The organism is Kribbella sp. NPDC004138 (assembly GCF_053603655.1).
The window spans coordinates 154,509-169,614 of the sequence record NZ_JBSGFZ010000013.1; the positions used below are offsets into that span (position 1 = coordinate 154,509).

Below are 15,106 nucleotides of genomic sequence, written 5' to 3' on the forward strand. Positions count from 1 at the left end.
GCGTCCCTCCCCTGGAAGCGCGGGGCCGACGGTGCGCCGGCCCCGCGGGAAACTCAGGCGTTCTTGCGCTCGACGACGACCTTGTTGATGACGATCGGCTCGAGCGGCCGGTCGCCGGGCGCCGTCTTCGCGGTGGCGATCGCGTCCACGACCTTCTTGGACTCGTCGTCGACGACCTCGCCGAAGATGGTGTGCTTGCGGTTCAGGTGCGGCGTCGGGACCACGGTCACGAAGAACTGCGAACCGTTGGTGCCGCGGCCGAACTGGATGCCGGCGTTCGCCATCGCGAGCAGGTACGGACGGTCGAACTGGAGCTCCGGGTGGATCTCGTCGTCGAACTGGTACCCGGGCGTGCCGGTGCCGGTGCCGAGCGGGCAGCCGCCCTGGATCATGAACCCGTCGATCACCCGGTGGAAGCCGAGGCCGTCGTAGAACGGGCGGGTGACCTGCTGGCCGGTTTCCGGGTCGGTCCACTCCTTGGTGCCCTCGGCCAGGCCGACGAAGTTGCTCACCGTCTTCGGCGCGTGGTTGGGGAACAACCTGATGACGACGTCGCCCTTGTTCGTCTGCAGGGTTGCGTACAGCTCTTCGGCCACGGGAGTCACTCCTAGTCGGAATACAACGGCGTACCCCTCGATCCTGTCATGTGAGTTCAAGAACAACCGCATCGACCGGCGGAGCAGGACGCCCGGATCGGCACGATGTGTACGGAGAGTGCGGTGGGGGCACCGGGTTATCGGCTCGTGACGTCGTACGATGCAGATGAAGCCGGATTTGTCCAGAGCCGTAACCAGATGGAGCCCATGTCGCCGATGGGCGGGAGAGCTGTCCGCTGGGGCGGGTGGCACCGAGGAGGGAACCGTGGGTTTGAGGAAGTCCAAGGGCCGGGTCGAGACCGCCAAGGGCCGGGTCCGGCCACTTGCCGAGTCGGCGTCGGAGAAGCTCGGACCGGCCGTCGGCCAGGTCCGTGAGCACCTCGCACCGGCTGTGGGCACCGCACGGGAGAAGGTGTCGCCGTACGCCGAGAAGGCCGTCGAGCGGGGCGCGCATCTCGCCAGCCAGGCGGTGGAGAAGGCCGGTCCGGTGCTCGACGACGCGCTCGCCAAGGTGGGACCGGCGACCGAGCACGCGGCCGAGAAGGCGCGTGAGCGACTGAACGACGACCTGCTGCCGAAGGTGACCGCCGCGCTGGCGACCCTGGCAGCCGCCGCCGAGCCGGTCGTCGAGGAGACCGCCCGCCGGGGCAAGGCCACCAAGGCCGCGCTCAAGGGTGAGCTCGACGTGCCGAAGAAGAGCCACAAGCTCCGCAACGTGGCGCTGTTCCTGGGCCTCGGCGCACTGGGCGCGGCAGCGGTGAAGAAGCTGCTGACCCCGCCGGAGCCGGCCTGGCAGTCCACGCCGACCAGCGGTCGCGACTACAGCTCGGCCCCGGCCGGGACGGCGTCGCGCCCGACCGACACCGCGACGTCGTCCAACGGCCAGACGGATGCGAAGCCGGCCTCCGAGGCCAAGCCGGATGCCGCCACGACCGACGCTGCCAAGACAGCGGCAGCCAAGACAGAGGCAGCCAAGGCCGACGCCTCGAACGCCGAGGCCCCGAAGGCGGAGGCCAAGGCCGACGAGGCCAAGGATGACGTCACGGCCGCTTCGAACGGTGTGGCGAAGAAGACCACGACCAGGAAGTCGACGGGCTCCAGCGAGTCCAAGCCCAGCGACTCCTGACACGACCGCAACGGCGAAGGTCCCGAACCCCGGGTGGGGTTCGGGACCTTCGTCTGTCCGGACGTCGCCTTGCGCGAACGACGTCAGTTGGCCTCGGGCTCCGGGTCGCCAGACTTCGCGATCGTGTAACGGCCGGCGGAGAGCAGCTGGGTCGCATACCGGTGCGTGATGCACGGGTAGGTGCCCCCGCAGCTCAGGCAGACCGCGTCGTTGCGGTGCAGCCAGGGGACGACCTTGAGCCGCTTGGTCCAGGTCAACGGCTCCCGGTCAGGGGCGTGCATCCGGAGCGCCGCGCGCGCGGCGTCCTGGATCTCCGGGGCCGACCATTCCTCGGCGCTCTTGTTCATCAGGGCACTGAGGTCGGGGTGGAGGTGGTCAGTGGTGCGGGCTTTGTTCATTTGTATGTCTTCCAAGGCAGGTGGGAGGACGCCTGACGGATGGCACTGAATCACTCGCTTCAAACGTTAGTGCCCCGCAATGTCAGGCGCGCTCCGAGACGACCCGCCCGGGTGTCAGATCTTCGTTAGTTCCACAGCGTCTCGAGGGTGACCCGCGCCTCGAGCTCGAGCAGGTGCCGCTTGGTCGGGATGCCGCCGCCGAAGCCGACCATCTTCCCGCCGGCGCCGACCACCCGGTGGCAGGGCACGACGATCGCGATCGGGTTGCGGTTGCACGCCGTGCCGACGGCGCGGGCGGCACCGATGTCGCCGACGATCTTCGCGACGTCGCCGTAGGTCTGCATCTCGCCGTACGGGATCCGGGTGAGCTGTTTCCAGACGGCGCGCTCGAAGTCGGAGCCGCCGCGCACCGACAGCGGCAGGGTGAACTCCTGGAGCTCACCGGCGAAGTACGCCTTCAGCTGTTCGGCGGCCTCGGTCAGCAGCGGGTCGGTGCCGAGCGGCCGGTCGGTGGCCCCGAAGTGCAGCCGGCACAGTCCGGTCTCGTCGACCGCGAGCGTGAGGTCGCCGATCGGCGAGTCGACCACGGACCAGTCCATAGGACCATCCTCCCCACCCGGACCGACATTTTCTGGCAGGAATGCGCCACGGACCGGCCGCAACCGGATGTTCTCGCCCGGTCACGCCCTGTTGTGCTATCTCTGATCCATGCCGAGCCGGGCGTCGCAAGTCCCGCTGGACCGGTGGTTCAGTTCCGAGCGGGCGATGGGTATGGGTGCCTCGATCCTGATCGGACTCGTCACCGTCACCACGTGGTCGACCGCGTGGTCGGACTGGAACCTGTACCGGACCCGCAAGCTGTACGCCGACCGGCCGGGCAAACTGGCCGAGGCGGACCTGATCTCCGGCTCGCTCGGGATCGTCGCCGCGCTGGCGCTGCTCGCGGCGGCCGTGGTGTTCATCGTCTGGCTCTGGCGGGTCCGCTGGAACGCGGAGATGTTCTGCCGCGGCGAGCACCGCTTCACCCGCGGCTGGGTGCTCGGCTGCTGGCTCGTCCCGGTGGTGAACCTCTGGTACCCCAAACAGGTCGTCGACGACGTGATGGCCGCCAGCGATCCGCGCACCGACCCGTTGACGCCGGCGCTCAAGGACATCCCGGGCACCCGGCTGGTGTGGGCCTGGTGGCTGACCTGGGTGGTCGGCCTGGTCACCGGAAACATCGTGCAAAGAGGCGTCCTCGTCGGCGCGTCGCAGCTGGGAGACCTGCGGACCAACGTCATACTGTCCTCCGTCTCGGCGCTGTTCACCACCGCCGCGGCCGTCTTCGCGGTGATCCTGGTCCAGCGGATCGACGAGCTGCAGACCCAGCGTCCCTGGGTGCCGTGGTGGGCGGTCGGGACACCGCACAGTGGCTTCCAACCCCCTGCGCGGTAAACCAAACCGTCACGCCCCGTCCGGTGCCTCGTTACCAATGGTGATGGGCGTACGAAAAGAACACGTTAAGTCGACACCCTCCGTACTGGGGCCGACTGCCCTGGCATACCTACTTCGTGGTATCAATGTGGCTCGGTCACGCGGGGGCAGGGCCAGGCAGACAAGCCGGACAGACGACGGAGTTCCAGCAACGCGAGGGACGCGAGACGTGAGCCACCCGCAGGCATTGATGACTGCTGTCGAGGATCAGGAAGAATGGCAGCCGCACGCGGCTGAGGAGTTCCAGCAGGTCGGGACGGTCGGGAAGATCGCCATCGGACTGCTCGGGGCCTCGACGGTCACCCACCTGTTGTCCACCTGGTCCGACTGGAACACGTATTCCGTGGTGCACCGCTATCTCGGCGGGATGCCGAACGTCGACGACGCGGACCTGAACCGCGCCGACGCGATCGCCAAGGTCACCGCGATCCCGAACGTGGTCGTCTCGGTCGCGGCCGCGGTGGTCTTCGTGATCTGGCTGTGGCGGGCCCGGGTCAACTCCGAGGTGTTCTGCCAGGCCGACCACCGCCGCAGCCACGGCTGGGTGCTGGCGAGCTGGTTCTGCCCCGGCCCGAACCTCTGGTACCCGAAACAGATCGTCGACGACGTGTGGCTCGCCAGCGATCCGAAGACCCCTGTGTACAGCGACGACCTGCGCCGGTTCAGGACCCCGACCCTCACCTCCGTGTGGTGGGTCGCCTGGATCGGCGCTCTCGCGTTCGACGTCGTGGTCCGCCGGTTCCTGATGTGGATGGAAGCCACCGTCGGATCGCTGCGCGGGATCGCCCTGGCCGGTACGGCGTCGCTCGTGCTGACGGTCGTCTCCGCGATCGCCGCGACGATGGTGATCCGCAAGATCAACCACATGCAGACCACCCGCAAGTGGGTGCCGTGGTGGGACCAGGGCCCGAAGCTGAGCGCGGTCCCGGCGTACGAGTCCGCCGCTGTCCCGTCGTACGCGAACGACGACACCGACGAGCAGCCGGCGATCTCCGAGCCGATCGCGTCCGGCCCGGCGCTGGGCCTGGTCCGCGAGCCGCAGCTGCAGATGGCCGGCGCTCCCGAGGCAGCCGGCCCGTTCGCCCCGGCCGCCCAGGCGCCGACGCCGTTCGCGCCGACTGGTTTCGCTCCGGCGCCCGCTCCGCAGACCCCCGCTCCGTACGCGCCGGCCGCCGAGCAGGCGCCCGCGCAGAGCCCGTTTGCGCCGCAGAACTTCCCGGGTGACGGCGCGGCCGCACCGGCCGCGTTCGCCGGGAACCCGCAGCTCGACGAGGGCCCGAAGTGGAGCCCGTTCGCCCCGGTCGTGGAGAACTGGCGCGACGACGACGCCGGTCCGGCGACCGAGCAGTTCAGCCCGGTCGAGTCGTGGCGGGACGAGAAGCCGGTCGAGGAGACGACGTACGAGGCGCCGCAGCAGAGCTGGGAGGACTACCGCAGCTCGGTCACCGCGGACGTGCTCGGTACGACGGGCAGCTGGCGCGACGACGCCGCCCCGATGACGGTCGTCCAGCCGGACCCCTACGCGTACCAGCCGGAGCCGGAGCCGGCTCCGCAGCCCGCCGAGGAGCCGTGGGCGGCGCGCTACTCCGAGCCGTACTCCTACGAGTCCGACTACCTCACCTCGACGGCCTCCCCCGCGGAGGCGCAGACCGCACCCGAGCCTGAGCCCGCGCCTGTTGCGCGCGCCGGCCGCCGGGCCGCTCGGGTCGCGGTCGACAGCCCGTCGGCGATCCAGCCGGCGGTCCCGGACAACACGACGCACGCGGCGCCTGCCGAGACCTACTCGGCGTACTCGGACCACAACGTCTACGGCCAGTCCGAGCACGCCCAGCCGTCGTCGCACGTGTCCGCCTCGTCCGGGTACTACGAGCCCGCGCCGGCCCCGAGCCACCAGGAACAGGACGACTTCCTGACCCCGTCGAAGCCGCTCCCGCCGGTGCCGTCGTACGGTCCGGAACCGACGTACTCGTCGAACAACGACTACACCGACTACGGCTCGTCGTACACGCCGGACTACTCGTCGTCGTACAACTCGAACACCTCGAACGGCTACGAGTACGACAGCTACAGCAGCGAGTACAACAGCACCGAGACGTACGAGACCTACAGCCCGAACTACGCCACCGAGTCGTACCCGTCGCAGTACGAGCCGGAGCAGACCGAGTACCAGCAGCAGTCGCCGTACCAGTACGAGCAGCAGCAGCCTGCTGACTCCGACCAGCCGACCGGTCCTCGGACACACGGTCGCCGTGGTCGCTGGGGCGTCTGATCTGATAGCGGTATGCGTCTAGGTTTCGCCACCCTCGGTTGTCCCGGAGCTCCACTCGACGACGTCCTGGCACTTGCCCGGGACAACAAGTTCACGGGTCTGGAGCTGCGGGCCGCGCCGGACGAGTTCACGCACACCGGGCTGTCCGCGGCCGAGCGGCGGGAGCTGCGAACCCGGATCGAGGACGCGGGCCTGGAGATCTTCGCGGTCAGCAGCTACGTGAAGCTGTGCGCGGTGGAGGACCAGCCGCTGGAGGCGCACCTCGAGCTGGCCGCCGATCTCGGCGCGCTTGGCGTCCGGGTGTTCCCGGGTGACCAGACAGACGACCAGACAGACGACAGTACGGCGGAGGGCCCGAGCGCGGGCGAGATCCGCGCGCTCGATCGCGTCACGGCCGCGCCGCGCGACGTACCGATCCTGCTGGAGACGCACGACTCGCACTCGACCGCCCGTCAGGTCGCCGCGTTCTGTGCGCTGCTCGACGCCGATGTCCCGGGCCACAACGTCAAGGCGCTCTGGGACAGCTCGCACACCTGGTCGCACGGCGAGACCCTCGCCGAGTCGTTCGCGCTGTTGCGGCCGTGGCTGCAGGTCGTCCAGTTCAAGCAGGCCGATTCGGGGCAGGACTACCGTCCGGTCGCGATCGACGCCGGCGACTTCCCGATCGGCGAGCTGATGACTGTGCTCGACGGTACGGACTACCCGCTCTCACTCGAGTGGGAGCTGAAGTGGCACCCGCAGCTGCCGTCCCTGGCCGAGACCCTGCCCGCCGTTCACGCCTGGCTGGGATCCGGCGCGGTCAGGTAGCGGGCCAGCGTCGGCCCGAGCCAGGCGATCACCTCGTCGTCGGGCATCTTCGCGATCGGCGGGAAGCCGAGGATGTAGCGGCACAGCGCGAAGCCGAGCACCTGGCTCGCGACCAGACCTGCCCGGACCTCGGGCTGGTCGACCGCCTGCACCCGCAGTGTGGGTGCGAGCTGGGCGGCGAAGATCCCGCGCATGCGCTCGACCGCGACCTCGTTGGTGACCGCGGTCCGCAGCAGGACGCGCAGTGAGTCGTCCGCCTCCCATCGCTCCAGGAAGTGCCGCACCAGCACCTGCCCGAGCGACTCCAGCGGTACGCCGTCGAAGTCCGGCAGCCGGATGTCGAACTCCGCCGCCGCCGCGAACAGCTTCTCCTTGTTGCCGTAGTACCGCATGACCATCGCCGGGTCGATCGCCGCGTCCGCCGCGATCGCCCGGATCGTCGCCCGCTCGTACCCGTCCTGGGCGAACCGTTCGCGGGCCGCCGCGAGGATCGCCGCGCGGGTCCGGTCGGACTTCTTCTCCGTCATGCCCGGAGCATATGCCAACACGTGTTGACTTTTCGAGCCGAGAGTTCTAGCGTAAAAGTCAACAAGCGTTGATAAAGGAGGAGTGACGATGACTCCGAAGCAGGCAGAGGTCGTGGTGGTGGGTGCGGGTCCGGTCGGGCTCGCGGTGGCGGTCGGTCTCCGGCTGCACGGACGCGACGTGGTGGTGGTCGACCAGCAGGCCGCGGGTGCGAACACCTCGCGGGCCTGCGTGATCCACCCGCGGACGCTGGAGGTCCTGGAGCAGCTCGGGGTGACCAAGCGGCTCGTCGATCTCGGCCTGGAGCTGCAGCACTTCGCGATCCGCGCCGACGACCGCCTGCTGGTCCCGGTCGGCTTCGCGGACCTGCCGACCGAGTACCCGTTCGTCACGATGATCCCGCAGCCGGTCACCGAGCAGGTCCTGCTCGAGCGGCTCGAGGAGCTCGGCGGCGCGGTGCTCCGTCCGTACGCCGCGACCGGCCTGGCCCAGACCGCCAACGGCGCCGAGGTCACGCTCGACAACGGCGACGTGATCACGGCTCGGTACGTCGTCGCGGCCGACGGCATGAACAGCACGATCCGCGAGCTCGCCGGCCTGCGGATGCCCGGCAACACCCTGCAGATCTCTTGCAGCCTGGTCGACGTGCGCGTCGACAGCGGCCTGCCGGTCGACGAGGTCGCGCTGTACTTCGCCTCCGCCGGGTTGCTCGTGGTGGCGCCGCTGCCGGACGGGAGCTTCCGGCTCGTGGCCGAGGTGCCCGACGCGCCGGAGCACCCGGACCTCGCATACGCCCAGCGACTGCTGGCCGACCGCGGCCCGCGGAAGTCGCACCCCGAGGTCACCGAGGTGGTGTGGGGCTCGCGGTTCCGGATCCACGAGCGGGTCGCGGATTCGTACCGGGCGGGCCGGGTGCTGCTGGCCGGCGACGCGGCGCACACGCACAGCCCGGCCGGCGGCCAGGGGATGAACCTCGGGCTGCGTGACGCGGTGACGCTCGCCGACGCGCTGTCGCAGGCGCTGAACGGTGCCGAGGCCGGCCTGGACGCGTACGCCGAGAACAGCCGCGAGGAGGCGGTCCGGGTGATCGGGCTGGCACACCGCCTGACCCGCCTCGCGAACGTCCCGCACGCGATCCGCCCGGTGCGCAACGCCGTACTCGGCCTGATCGGCCGGGTCGGCAAGACCCAGAACGGCCTGGCCAAGCAGCTCGCCGGCTTCCCGGAGCGCTAACCGCCCGTGGACTCGCGGACCTCCAGCGTGTACGGGACGCTGAGGTCGCGGTGCGTCGAGTCGGTCTTGCCGGCGATGCGGTCGAGGAGCAAGCTGACGGCGCTGTCGGCCAGCCACTCCTTGTCCGGCGAGATCGTGGTCAGCGTCGGCGAGTGGTACCGGCCGTCCTCGATGTCGTCGAAGCCGACCACGGCGACGTCCTCGGGCACCCGCAGGCCCGCGTCGGCCAGCGTCCGCAGCGCGCCCAGGGCGAGCAGGTCGTTGAAGCAGAACACCGCGTCCGGCGGCTCCGGCAGCGCGAGCAGTTCACGCATCGACGTGGCGCCGTCGAGCCGGTGGTAGCCGGCCGCGGCGAGCTCGAGCGCCGGGTCGTGCGGCATCCCGGCCGCTTTGAGCGCCTTGCGGTACCCCTTCCGCCGGACCGCGCCGGTGCCGGTCCCGCCGACGCCGATCGCCGCGATCCGGCGCCGTCCCAGGGAGACCAGGTGCGTGGTCGCGTCGTACGACGCCTGCACGGAGTCGACCGCGACCCGGTCGAACTGGCCGCCGGCCGGGCGTTCGCCGAGCAGCACCAGCGGCTTCCCGGTGTCCGCCGAGGTGAGCTTGGCCGGGGCGGTGGCGAGCGGGGAGAAGATGATGCCGTCGATCAGCTGCCCGCGCATCCCGTCCAGCACGAACTGCTCGGCGGCGGCCTCGCCCTCGGTCTGGTCGATCAGCACGGTGATCCCGCGGCGTTTCGCGGCCCGGCTGATCTCCGCGCCGAGCTCGGCGAAGTACGGCGATCCCATCTCCGGGATCGCCAGCGCGATGAAGTCCGAGCGGCCCTTGCGCAGCGAGCGGGCGCTGACGTTCGGCGTGTAGTTCAGGGCGGCGATCGCGGCCTCGACCTTGGCCCGGGTGCGGGCGGTGATGTGCGGGTAGTCGTTGATCACGTTCGAGACGGTCTTGACCGAAACCCCGGCCCGCGCGGCCACGTCACTCAGCCTGGTCGCCATCGGAGAACCTCCTGTAACCGACTTGTCGCCCGAGTGTGCCACCGCCGAGCCCTTTACACCGATTGTCAATCGTTGTAGACATCCACGTTAAACGTTGTAAACGGCCCTGTGGAGGTCTTGTGGCGCGGCTCGTAGTGGATCCGGCATTCGTGGTCGGTGCGCTGGACCGGCGTGTCTTCGGCTCGTTCGTGGAGCACATGGGCCGCTGTGTCTACACCGGGATCTACGAACCGGGGCATCCCGCCGCCGACGCGGACGGGTTCCGGCAGGACGTGCTCGAGCTGGTCCGGGAGCTCGGCGTGACCGCGATCCGCTACCCCGGCGGCAACTTCGTCTCGAACTACGACTGGGAGGACGGCGTCGGCCCGAAGGACGAGCGGCCGCGGCGGCTCGACCTGGCCTGGCGGGCGATCGAGCCGAACCAGTTCGGCACCGACGAGTTCGTCGCCTGGTCGCGCCGGGCCGGCGTCCAGCCGATCTGGGCGGTCAACCTCGGCACCCGCGGCATCCGCGAGGCGGTCGACCTGCTGCAGTACTGCAACCTGCCGGCCGGCACCGCGCTCGGCGACCGCAGGGTCGCGAACGGCAGCCCGGAGCCGCACGACATCCGGATCTGGTGCCTGGGCAACGAGATGGACGGCCCCTGGCAGATCGGCCACAAGACCGCCGAGGAGTACGCGCGGCTCGCCGAGGAGACCGCGAACGCGATGCGCCGCGTCGACCCGGGCCTCGAGCTGGTCGCCTGCGGATCGAGCAACGCCGGCATGCCGACATTCGGCGAGTGGGAGCGCGTCGTCCTCGAACGCACCTACGACCTGGTCGACCACATCAGCCTGCATGCCTACTACGAGCCGCGCGACGGCGACCAGGCGAGCTTCCTCGCCGCCGCCGAGGAGATGGACCGGATGATCTCGTCGGTGATCGCCACCGCCGACCACGTGAAGGCACTGCGGCGCAGCGACAAGGAGCTGACGCTGTCCTTCGACGAGTGGAACGTCTGGTACCAGCAGCACTTTCCCGGCGAGCTCGGGCTGCCGATCCGCGAGGCCGGCCCGCTGATCGAGGACACCTACACCGTCGACGACGCGGTCGTCGTCGGCAGTCTGCTGATCACACTGCTCCGGCACGCCGACCGGGTGAAGATCGCTTGCCTCGCGCAACTGGTGAACGTGATCGGCCCGATCCGCACCGAGCCCGGCGGCCGCGCGTGGCGGCAGACGATCTTCCACCCGTTCGCGCTGACCGCGCGGTACGCCGGTCCGACCGTGCTGCGGACCGCGGTGAGCGGCGGTCCCGAGATCGACACGGCCGCGTTCGGCCGGGTCCCGGCGCTGTGGAGCACCGCGACGTACGACGAAGACACCGGGGAGACCGCGATCTTCGTGGTGAACCGGAGCGAGACCGACAAGATCGATCTGGAGATCCCGGTGGCCGGACACGTGGTCCGGCACCTGGCCCTGTACGACGAGGACCGTTCCGCGGTGAACACCGCGGACGATCCGGACCGGGTTCAGCCCCGGGCCGTCGACACCACCGAGGTGGTCGACGGTGTCTGCCGTGCCACGCTGCCGCCCGCATCGTGGCACGTGATCCTGCTCAGCAGTTGATTCGAGAGGGGACCCGCCCGTGCCTTCGAAACGACTACTTGCCGCAGCCCTGGCTGTGGTTGCCGTCGCAGCCGGTACCTCGGCCGCGACGGCCGCGCCTCTGGTGACGTCTGGGGTGACCACGACCAACGCGATCAGCTCCAGCTTCGCCGACACCTTCGCCGACCCGTCGATCATCCAGGGCCGCGACGGCTACTGGTACGCCTACGCCACCTCCGACCCGTTGGTGGCGAACGGCCCGTTCGGCCTGATGCACATGGCCCGGACCAAGGACTTCAGCTCGTGGGAGTACCTCGGCACGGTCTTCAACGACCAGACCAAGCCGGCCTGGGCCGCGCCCGGATCGTTCTTCTGGGCCCCCGACATCCGGTACTTCGACGGCCACTACGTCATGTACTTCACCGTCACCGACACGAACGCCAACGCCGGCGGCGACCCGGCCATCGGCGTCGCGACGGCCCCCACGCCGGCCGGCCCGTGGACCGCGACCGACGGCCCGGTCGTGACGCCTAAGCCGGACGGCAACGGCGGCTTCTACGGCACCATCGACCCGGCGATGCTGACTGCCGCGGACGGGAAGCGGTACCTGTACTACGGCGGCTTCTACGGCGGCATCTCCGTCACCGAGCTGAGCGCCGACGGCATGCACGCGGTCGGTGAACCGACCCAGGTCACGATCGGCGACCGCTACGAGGGCTCGTACGTCGTCTACCGCGACGGCTGGTACTACTTCATGGGCTCGTCGATGAACTGCTGCGCCGGCCCGACCACCGGGTACTCCGTCTTCGCCGGCCGCTCGCGCTCGCCGCGCGGCCCGTTCCTCGACGCCGACGGCGCCGCGCTCACCGATTCCCGCGTCGGCGGGACGACGGTCAACACGCAGAACGGCAACAAGTGGATCGGCCCGGGCCACCACGCGTTCATCACCGACGTGGCCGGTCAGGACCACATCGTCTACCACGCGATCGACCGCGGGACGCCGTGGCTGACGAATCCGTTCGGGATCAACCGCCGCCCGATGTTGATCGACAGGATCGACTGGGTCGACGGATGGCCTCGCACGCGCGCCGGCCTCGGCCCGTCCGAAGGCCCGGTGCCTGCGCCGACCACCGGCTCGTCGCTCGGCATCGACTCCACGGATCCCGCCGCTGCTCTCCAAGGCGCCACCGAACAACCCGGCGACGCACTGGGCGGGCCGACTGCGTCCATCAACGGCGCGGCCCAAACCCGGCAGTCGGCACCGGCCGGCGACCTCCGGGTGGAGGCGGACGTTCGCCTGGGCACCTCCTTCAGCACAGTGCTTGGCAATCAGGTGGTGGCGACTGTCGCGAACAACCGGCTGACAGTGACGGCCGGCCGACGGACGACGTCCGTGAACCTGCCGACGGACTTCGATCGCACCCAGTGGAACAAGCTGTCCGTCCAGGTGTCCGGATCGTCCGTGACGGCACGCCTGAATGACGCCGGTCTGGGAGATGTGTACGGAGAGGCGCGGTTGACCGTGCCGGGTCTGCGGCTGGGTTCTGCGCCGGTGCGTTGGTTGGGGTCGGCGGAGGTCGACAACCTGACCGTGCGGCCGGTGGCGAAGCCCGTGACGCGGATGGCCGACGTACCGCGGACCGGGGACCTTCTGAGTGCGGACGACTTCAACGTGCCGCTCGGCGCCGACTGGTCGTGGGTGCGGCCGGACGCCAAGGCGACCGTTGCCGACGGCAAGCTGTCGTGGCCGCTGGAGAACGCCGACATGACCGGCTCGTCGAACAATGCCGGGCTGCTGTTCCACACGGTCCCCGCCGGAGACAGTTGGATCGCGGAGACCAAGCTGCACCTCGACACCGGCGCGGGCGACGTCCGCAACTACCAGCAGGCCGGGATGATCGCGTACCTGAACGACAGCGACTTCGCCCGCCTCGGCAACGTGGCGATCTGGAAGACCCGGCAGACGGAGTACGGGCGTGAACTCGTGGCCCGGCCGTCGGACGGTGCGACGTCGTACGGCGCGGCCGCGATCGGGCGTTCGGCGCCGACGTTGTGGATGCGGCTCGCGTACCACCGGAACGCCGCCGGGGAGCACGTGTACCGCGCCGGTACGTCGGTGGACGGGAAGAACTGGACCTGGGGCGCGTCCTGGGTGCTGCCGTCGGCGGCGAAGATCGGCCTCTACGCCCACGGCGAGTTCACCGGCGCGAACCCGTCGCCGGTCGCCACGTTCGACTACCTGAAGTTCTACGAGAGCAGATAAATGGGATTCTCCAATCCGGTGTACGACGGCAGCTTCGCCGATCCGCAGATCATTGCGGTCGGCAACGACTATTACGCCTTCGCGACCAACGGGCCGCTGGGCAACGTGCAGACGCTGACCTCCCGTGACCTGGTGTCGTGGGAGACCGTCGGTGACGCGCTGCCGTCGTTGCCGGATTGGACGGCGCCCGGACGGGTGTGGGCGCCGGAGGTCGCCGTGCACGCGCCCGACCGGTTCGTCATGTACTACACGTCCCGCGACGTCGCCGCCGACCGGCAGGCGGTCGGCGTCGCGGTGGCGTCCACCCCCACAGGTCCATATGTCGACAAATCGATGAAGCCGCTCATCAGTCAGGATGCCGAGGGCGGCTCGATCGACGCGTCGCCGTTCCAGGACTCGACCGGTCGACGCTGGCTGTACTGGAAGAACGACGGCAACGCGATCGGTGCCGACACCTGGATCTATGTGTCCGAGCTGTCCGCCGACGGCCACACGCTGACCGGCCCGGTACATCGGCTGATCAAGCAGGACCTGCCCTGGGAGGGCAACCTGGTCGAAGCGCCGTACATGGTCGAACGCGAAGGCAAGTTCCACCTGTTCTACTCCGGCAACGCGTTCGACAAGGCGTCGTACGCCGTCGGCCACGCACTGTGCGAGTCCCCGACCGGCCCGTGCGTGAAGTCCGGCGCCCCCATCCTGTCCACCTCCCCCGACGCCGCCGGCCCCGGCCACAACATGGTCCTCGGCGACTGGTTCGTCTACCACGCCTGGGACCCGACCCAGGTCGGCACCGACCCGAAGGGCCGCACGATGTGGTTGTCCCGCCTGACCTGGGACGGCGATCGCCCGCTCGTCGAACAACCGCGCTCCAGGAATCCATAACTTGTCCGGTCCCTCCCGCATCAAGGTCTGTGAAGGCCGAAGCTCCGGGAGAGATCATGAAACGACGCAGCACCTTCGCCTGCCTGGCCGGGACGGTCGCGCTGACCGCGGCGACCTTCGTGCCGACAGCCCACGCCGCGCCGCAGGCCGCGACCGAGGCCTGCACGTTGGGGCTCGGATCGGTCGACGCTGCCGGTGCGCAAACCTCGGCCGGCGTGACCGCCGGCATGCCGCCGACGATGAAAGGTCCTACAGCGGTCGACGAGCCTGTCTTCCCGCCCGGCAAGGTACGGCTCAGCTCGACCTGGGTGACCGAACCCAACGTCGCCGGCTTCGACCGGTCCGGCTACGTCGTGCAGGGCGACGCGCTGTACCGCTACTTCTACAACTTCGGTTTCGGCGACGCCATTGTCTCGCGGATCGGCGGCGGCTGGTCGAACTTCACCGCGTTCGAAGTCTCCTCGTTCGACGACAGCGCACGGAAGATCTCGCACTTCATGGCGTACGGGCTGCGCAGCGACGGCACGCTGTTCCGCTGGAACGGCGGGTTCAAAAGGGCGGCCCAGTCGGCGCCCGGGTTCTCGTCGGTGAAGTCGATGGCGCTGATCAGCAAGACGGCGACGTACGACACCTTCCTCGCGAACACCCGCGGCGGCGCCCTCTACACGATCCGGATCCCGATCACGTCGCCGCTGAAGCCGATCGTGACGCGGGTGCGGACGAGCACCTGGCAGGGCTTCGAGGCGCTGGTCGCGGACAAGTGCGGCAACTACGGCACGCTGCTGCTCGGCATCGACAAGGACACCAAGAGCGGCTACCTCTACGCCGTCGGCCATGCGAACGGCACGGCGACGGTGATCAACGCCCTGGGCAAGGTCGACGGAACCTTCCCGAATGCCCCGTATTACCGCTGGGGCGTCGTCCCCTACCTCGACCCGCTGAACGGAGACTGA

Annotated in this window: 14 protein-coding genes; 9 read left to right on the top strand and 5 right to left on the bottom strand. The window is 69.5% G+C overall.

Translation table 11 applies throughout. From position 1 onward, the window contains the following. Window positions 1-53: 53 nt before the first annotated feature. Entirely contained in the window at window positions 54-596 is a 543-nt protein-coding gene (locus tag ACWEOO_RS20120) for a peptidylprolyl isomerase (RefSeq protein WP_452144266.1), read from the bottom strand. A 265-nt stretch (window positions 597-861) separates the two neighbouring features. On the opposite strand from ACWEOO_RS20120, the gene ACWEOO_RS20125 reads away from it, so the two are divergent. Continuing rightward, complete coding sequence (locus tag ACWEOO_RS20125; RefSeq protein WP_452144267.1) at window positions 862-1,722, top strand: hypothetical protein; 861 nt, start codon at window positions 862-864, stop codon at window positions 1,720-1,722. Window positions 1,723-1,805: 83 nt separating this feature from the next. Here ACWEOO_RS20125 and ACWEOO_RS20130 read toward each other — a convergent pair whose 3' ends face one another. Together ACWEOO_RS20130 and ACWEOO_RS20135 are read right to left on the bottom strand one after the other, a co-directional pair. Beyond that, window positions 1,806-2,120 carry a hypothetical protein gene (locus ACWEOO_RS20130; protein ID WP_359934852.1) on the bottom strand — a complete coding sequence of 105 codons (315 nt, stop codon included), beginning with the start codon at window positions 2,118-2,120 and terminating at the stop codon, window positions 1,806-1,808. Between the two features lie 125 nt (window positions 2,121-2,245). Further along, window positions 2,246-2,719, bottom strand: a complete 474-nt coding sequence (locus ACWEOO_RS20135; protein WP_452144268.1) for a methylated-DNA--[protein]-cysteine S-methyltransferase — start codon at window positions 2,717-2,719, stop codon at window positions 2,246-2,248. A gap of 109 nt (window positions 2,720-2,828) precedes the next feature. On the opposite strand from ACWEOO_RS20135, the gene ACWEOO_RS20140 reads away from it, so the two are divergent. The 3 genes from ACWEOO_RS20140 (at window position 2,829) to ACWEOO_RS20150 (ending at window position 6,669) form a co-directional block, all read left to right on the top strand. Then, the gene (locus ACWEOO_RS20140; protein ID WP_452144269.1) at window positions 2,829-3,554 is read left to right on the top strand and encodes a DUF4328 domain-containing protein; all 726 of its coding nucleotides are present in this window, start codon (window positions 2,829-2,831) and stop codon (window positions 3,552-3,554) included. A gap of 229 nt (window positions 3,555-3,783) precedes the next feature. Then, window positions 3,784-5,862, top strand: coding sequence for a DUF4328 domain-containing protein (locus ACWEOO_RS20145; protein WP_452144270.1), 2,079 nt, complete (start codon window positions 3,784-3,786; stop codon window positions 5,860-5,862). Between the two features lie 12 nt (window positions 5,863-5,874). Further along, window positions 5,875-6,669: a sugar phosphate isomerase/epimerase family protein gene (locus ACWEOO_RS20150; protein ID WP_452144271.1), complete on the top strand. Its 795-nt coding sequence runs from the start codon at window positions 5,875-5,877 to the stop codon at window positions 6,667-6,669. On the opposite strand, the gene ACWEOO_RS20155 is transcribed toward ACWEOO_RS20150, so the two are convergent. Next, a complete protein-coding gene (locus ACWEOO_RS20155) occupies window positions 6,636-7,196 on the bottom strand; it encodes a TetR/AcrR family transcriptional regulator (protein ID WP_452144272.1) in 561 nt (186 codons plus the stop codon). The genes ACWEOO_RS20150 and ACWEOO_RS20155 overlap by 34 nt on opposite strands. 88 nt (window positions 7,197-7,284) lie before the next feature. On the opposite strand from ACWEOO_RS20155, the gene ACWEOO_RS20160 reads away from it, so the two are divergent. Continuing rightward, a complete protein-coding gene (locus ACWEOO_RS20160; protein ID WP_452144273.1) occupies window positions 7,285-8,427 on the top strand; it encodes an FAD-dependent oxidoreductase in 1,143 nt (380 codons plus the stop codon). On the opposite strand, the gene ACWEOO_RS20165 is transcribed toward ACWEOO_RS20160, so the two are convergent. Beyond that, a complete protein-coding gene (locus ACWEOO_RS20165; RefSeq protein ID WP_452144274.1) occupies window positions 8,424-9,422 on the bottom strand; it encodes a LacI family DNA-binding transcriptional regulator in 999 nt (332 codons plus the stop codon). The two genes, ACWEOO_RS20160 and ACWEOO_RS20165, sit on opposite strands and share 4 nt — an antisense overlap. A 119-nt stretch (window positions 9,423-9,541) precedes the next feature. Between ACWEOO_RS20165 and arfA the strand changes: the two genes are divergently transcribed. The 4 genes from arfA (at window position 9,542) to ACWEOO_RS20185 (ending at window position 15,106) form a co-directional block, all read left to right on the top strand. Further along, entirely contained in the window at window positions 9,542-11,029 is a 1,488-nt protein-coding gene (arfA, locus tag ACWEOO_RS20170) for an arabinosylfuranosidase ArfA (RefSeq protein WP_452144275.1), read from the top strand. Between the two features lie 115 nt (window positions 11,030-11,144). Next, window positions 11,145-13,271 carry a family 43 glycosylhydrolase gene (locus ACWEOO_RS20175; RefSeq protein ID WP_452144276.1) on the top strand — a complete coding sequence of 709 codons (2,127 nt, stop codon included), beginning with the start codon at window positions 11,145-11,147 and terminating at the stop codon, window positions 13,269-13,271. Continuing rightward, window positions 13,272-14,153 carry a glycoside hydrolase family 43 protein gene (locus ACWEOO_RS20180; protein ID WP_452144277.1) on the top strand — a complete coding sequence of 294 codons (882 nt, stop codon included), beginning with the start codon at window positions 13,272-13,274 and terminating at the stop codon, window positions 14,151-14,153. Window positions 14,154-14,209: 56 nt separating this feature from the next. Then, window positions 14,210-15,106: a hypothetical protein gene (locus ACWEOO_RS20185; RefSeq protein WP_452144278.1), complete on the top strand. Its 897-nt coding sequence runs from the start codon at window positions 14,210-14,212 to the stop codon at window positions 15,104-15,106.

What these genes read in the sequence shown, in the direction of transcription:
- ACWEOO_RS20165 (WP_452144274.1), bottom strand. Translation starts at nt 9,422, where the DNA reads ATGGCGACCAGGCTGAGTGACGTGGCCGCGCGGGCCGGGGTTTCGGTC.
- ACWEOO_RS20160 (WP_452144273.1), top strand. Translation starts at nt 7,285, where the DNA reads ATGACTCCGAAGCAGGCAGAGGTCGTGGTGGTGGGTGCGGGTCCGGTC.
- ACWEOO_RS20155 (WP_452144272.1), bottom strand. Translation starts at nt 7,196, where the DNA reads ATGACGGAGAAGAAGTCCGACCGGACCCGCGCGGCGATCCTCGCGGCG.
- ACWEOO_RS20150 (WP_452144271.1), top strand. Translation starts at nt 5,875, where the DNA reads ATGCGTCTAGGTTTCGCCACCCTCGGTTGTCCCGGAGCTCCACTCGAC.
- ACWEOO_RS20180 (WP_452144277.1), top strand. Translation starts at nt 13,272, where the DNA reads ATGGGATTCTCCAATCCGGTGTACGACGGCAGCTTCGCCGATCCGCAG.
- ACWEOO_RS20140 (WP_452144269.1), top strand. Translation starts at nt 2,829, where the DNA reads ATGCCGAGCCGGGCGTCGCAAGTCCCGCTGGACCGGTGGTTCAGTTCC.
- ACWEOO_RS20185 (WP_452144278.1), top strand. Translation starts at nt 14,210, where the DNA reads ATGAAACGACGCAGCACCTTCGCCTGCCTGGCCGGGACGGTCGCGCTG.
- ACWEOO_RS20130 (WP_359934852.1), bottom strand. Translation starts at nt 2,120, where the DNA reads ATGAACAAAGCCCGCACCACTGACCACCTCCACCCCGACCTCAGTGCC.
- ACWEOO_RS20145 (WP_452144270.1), top strand. Translation starts at nt 3,784, where the DNA reads ATGACTGCTGTCGAGGATCAGGAAGAATGGCAGCCGCACGCGGCTGAG.
- ACWEOO_RS20135 (WP_452144268.1), bottom strand. Translation starts at nt 2,719, where the DNA reads ATGGACTGGTCCGTGGTCGACTCGCCGATCGGCGACCTCACGCTCGCG.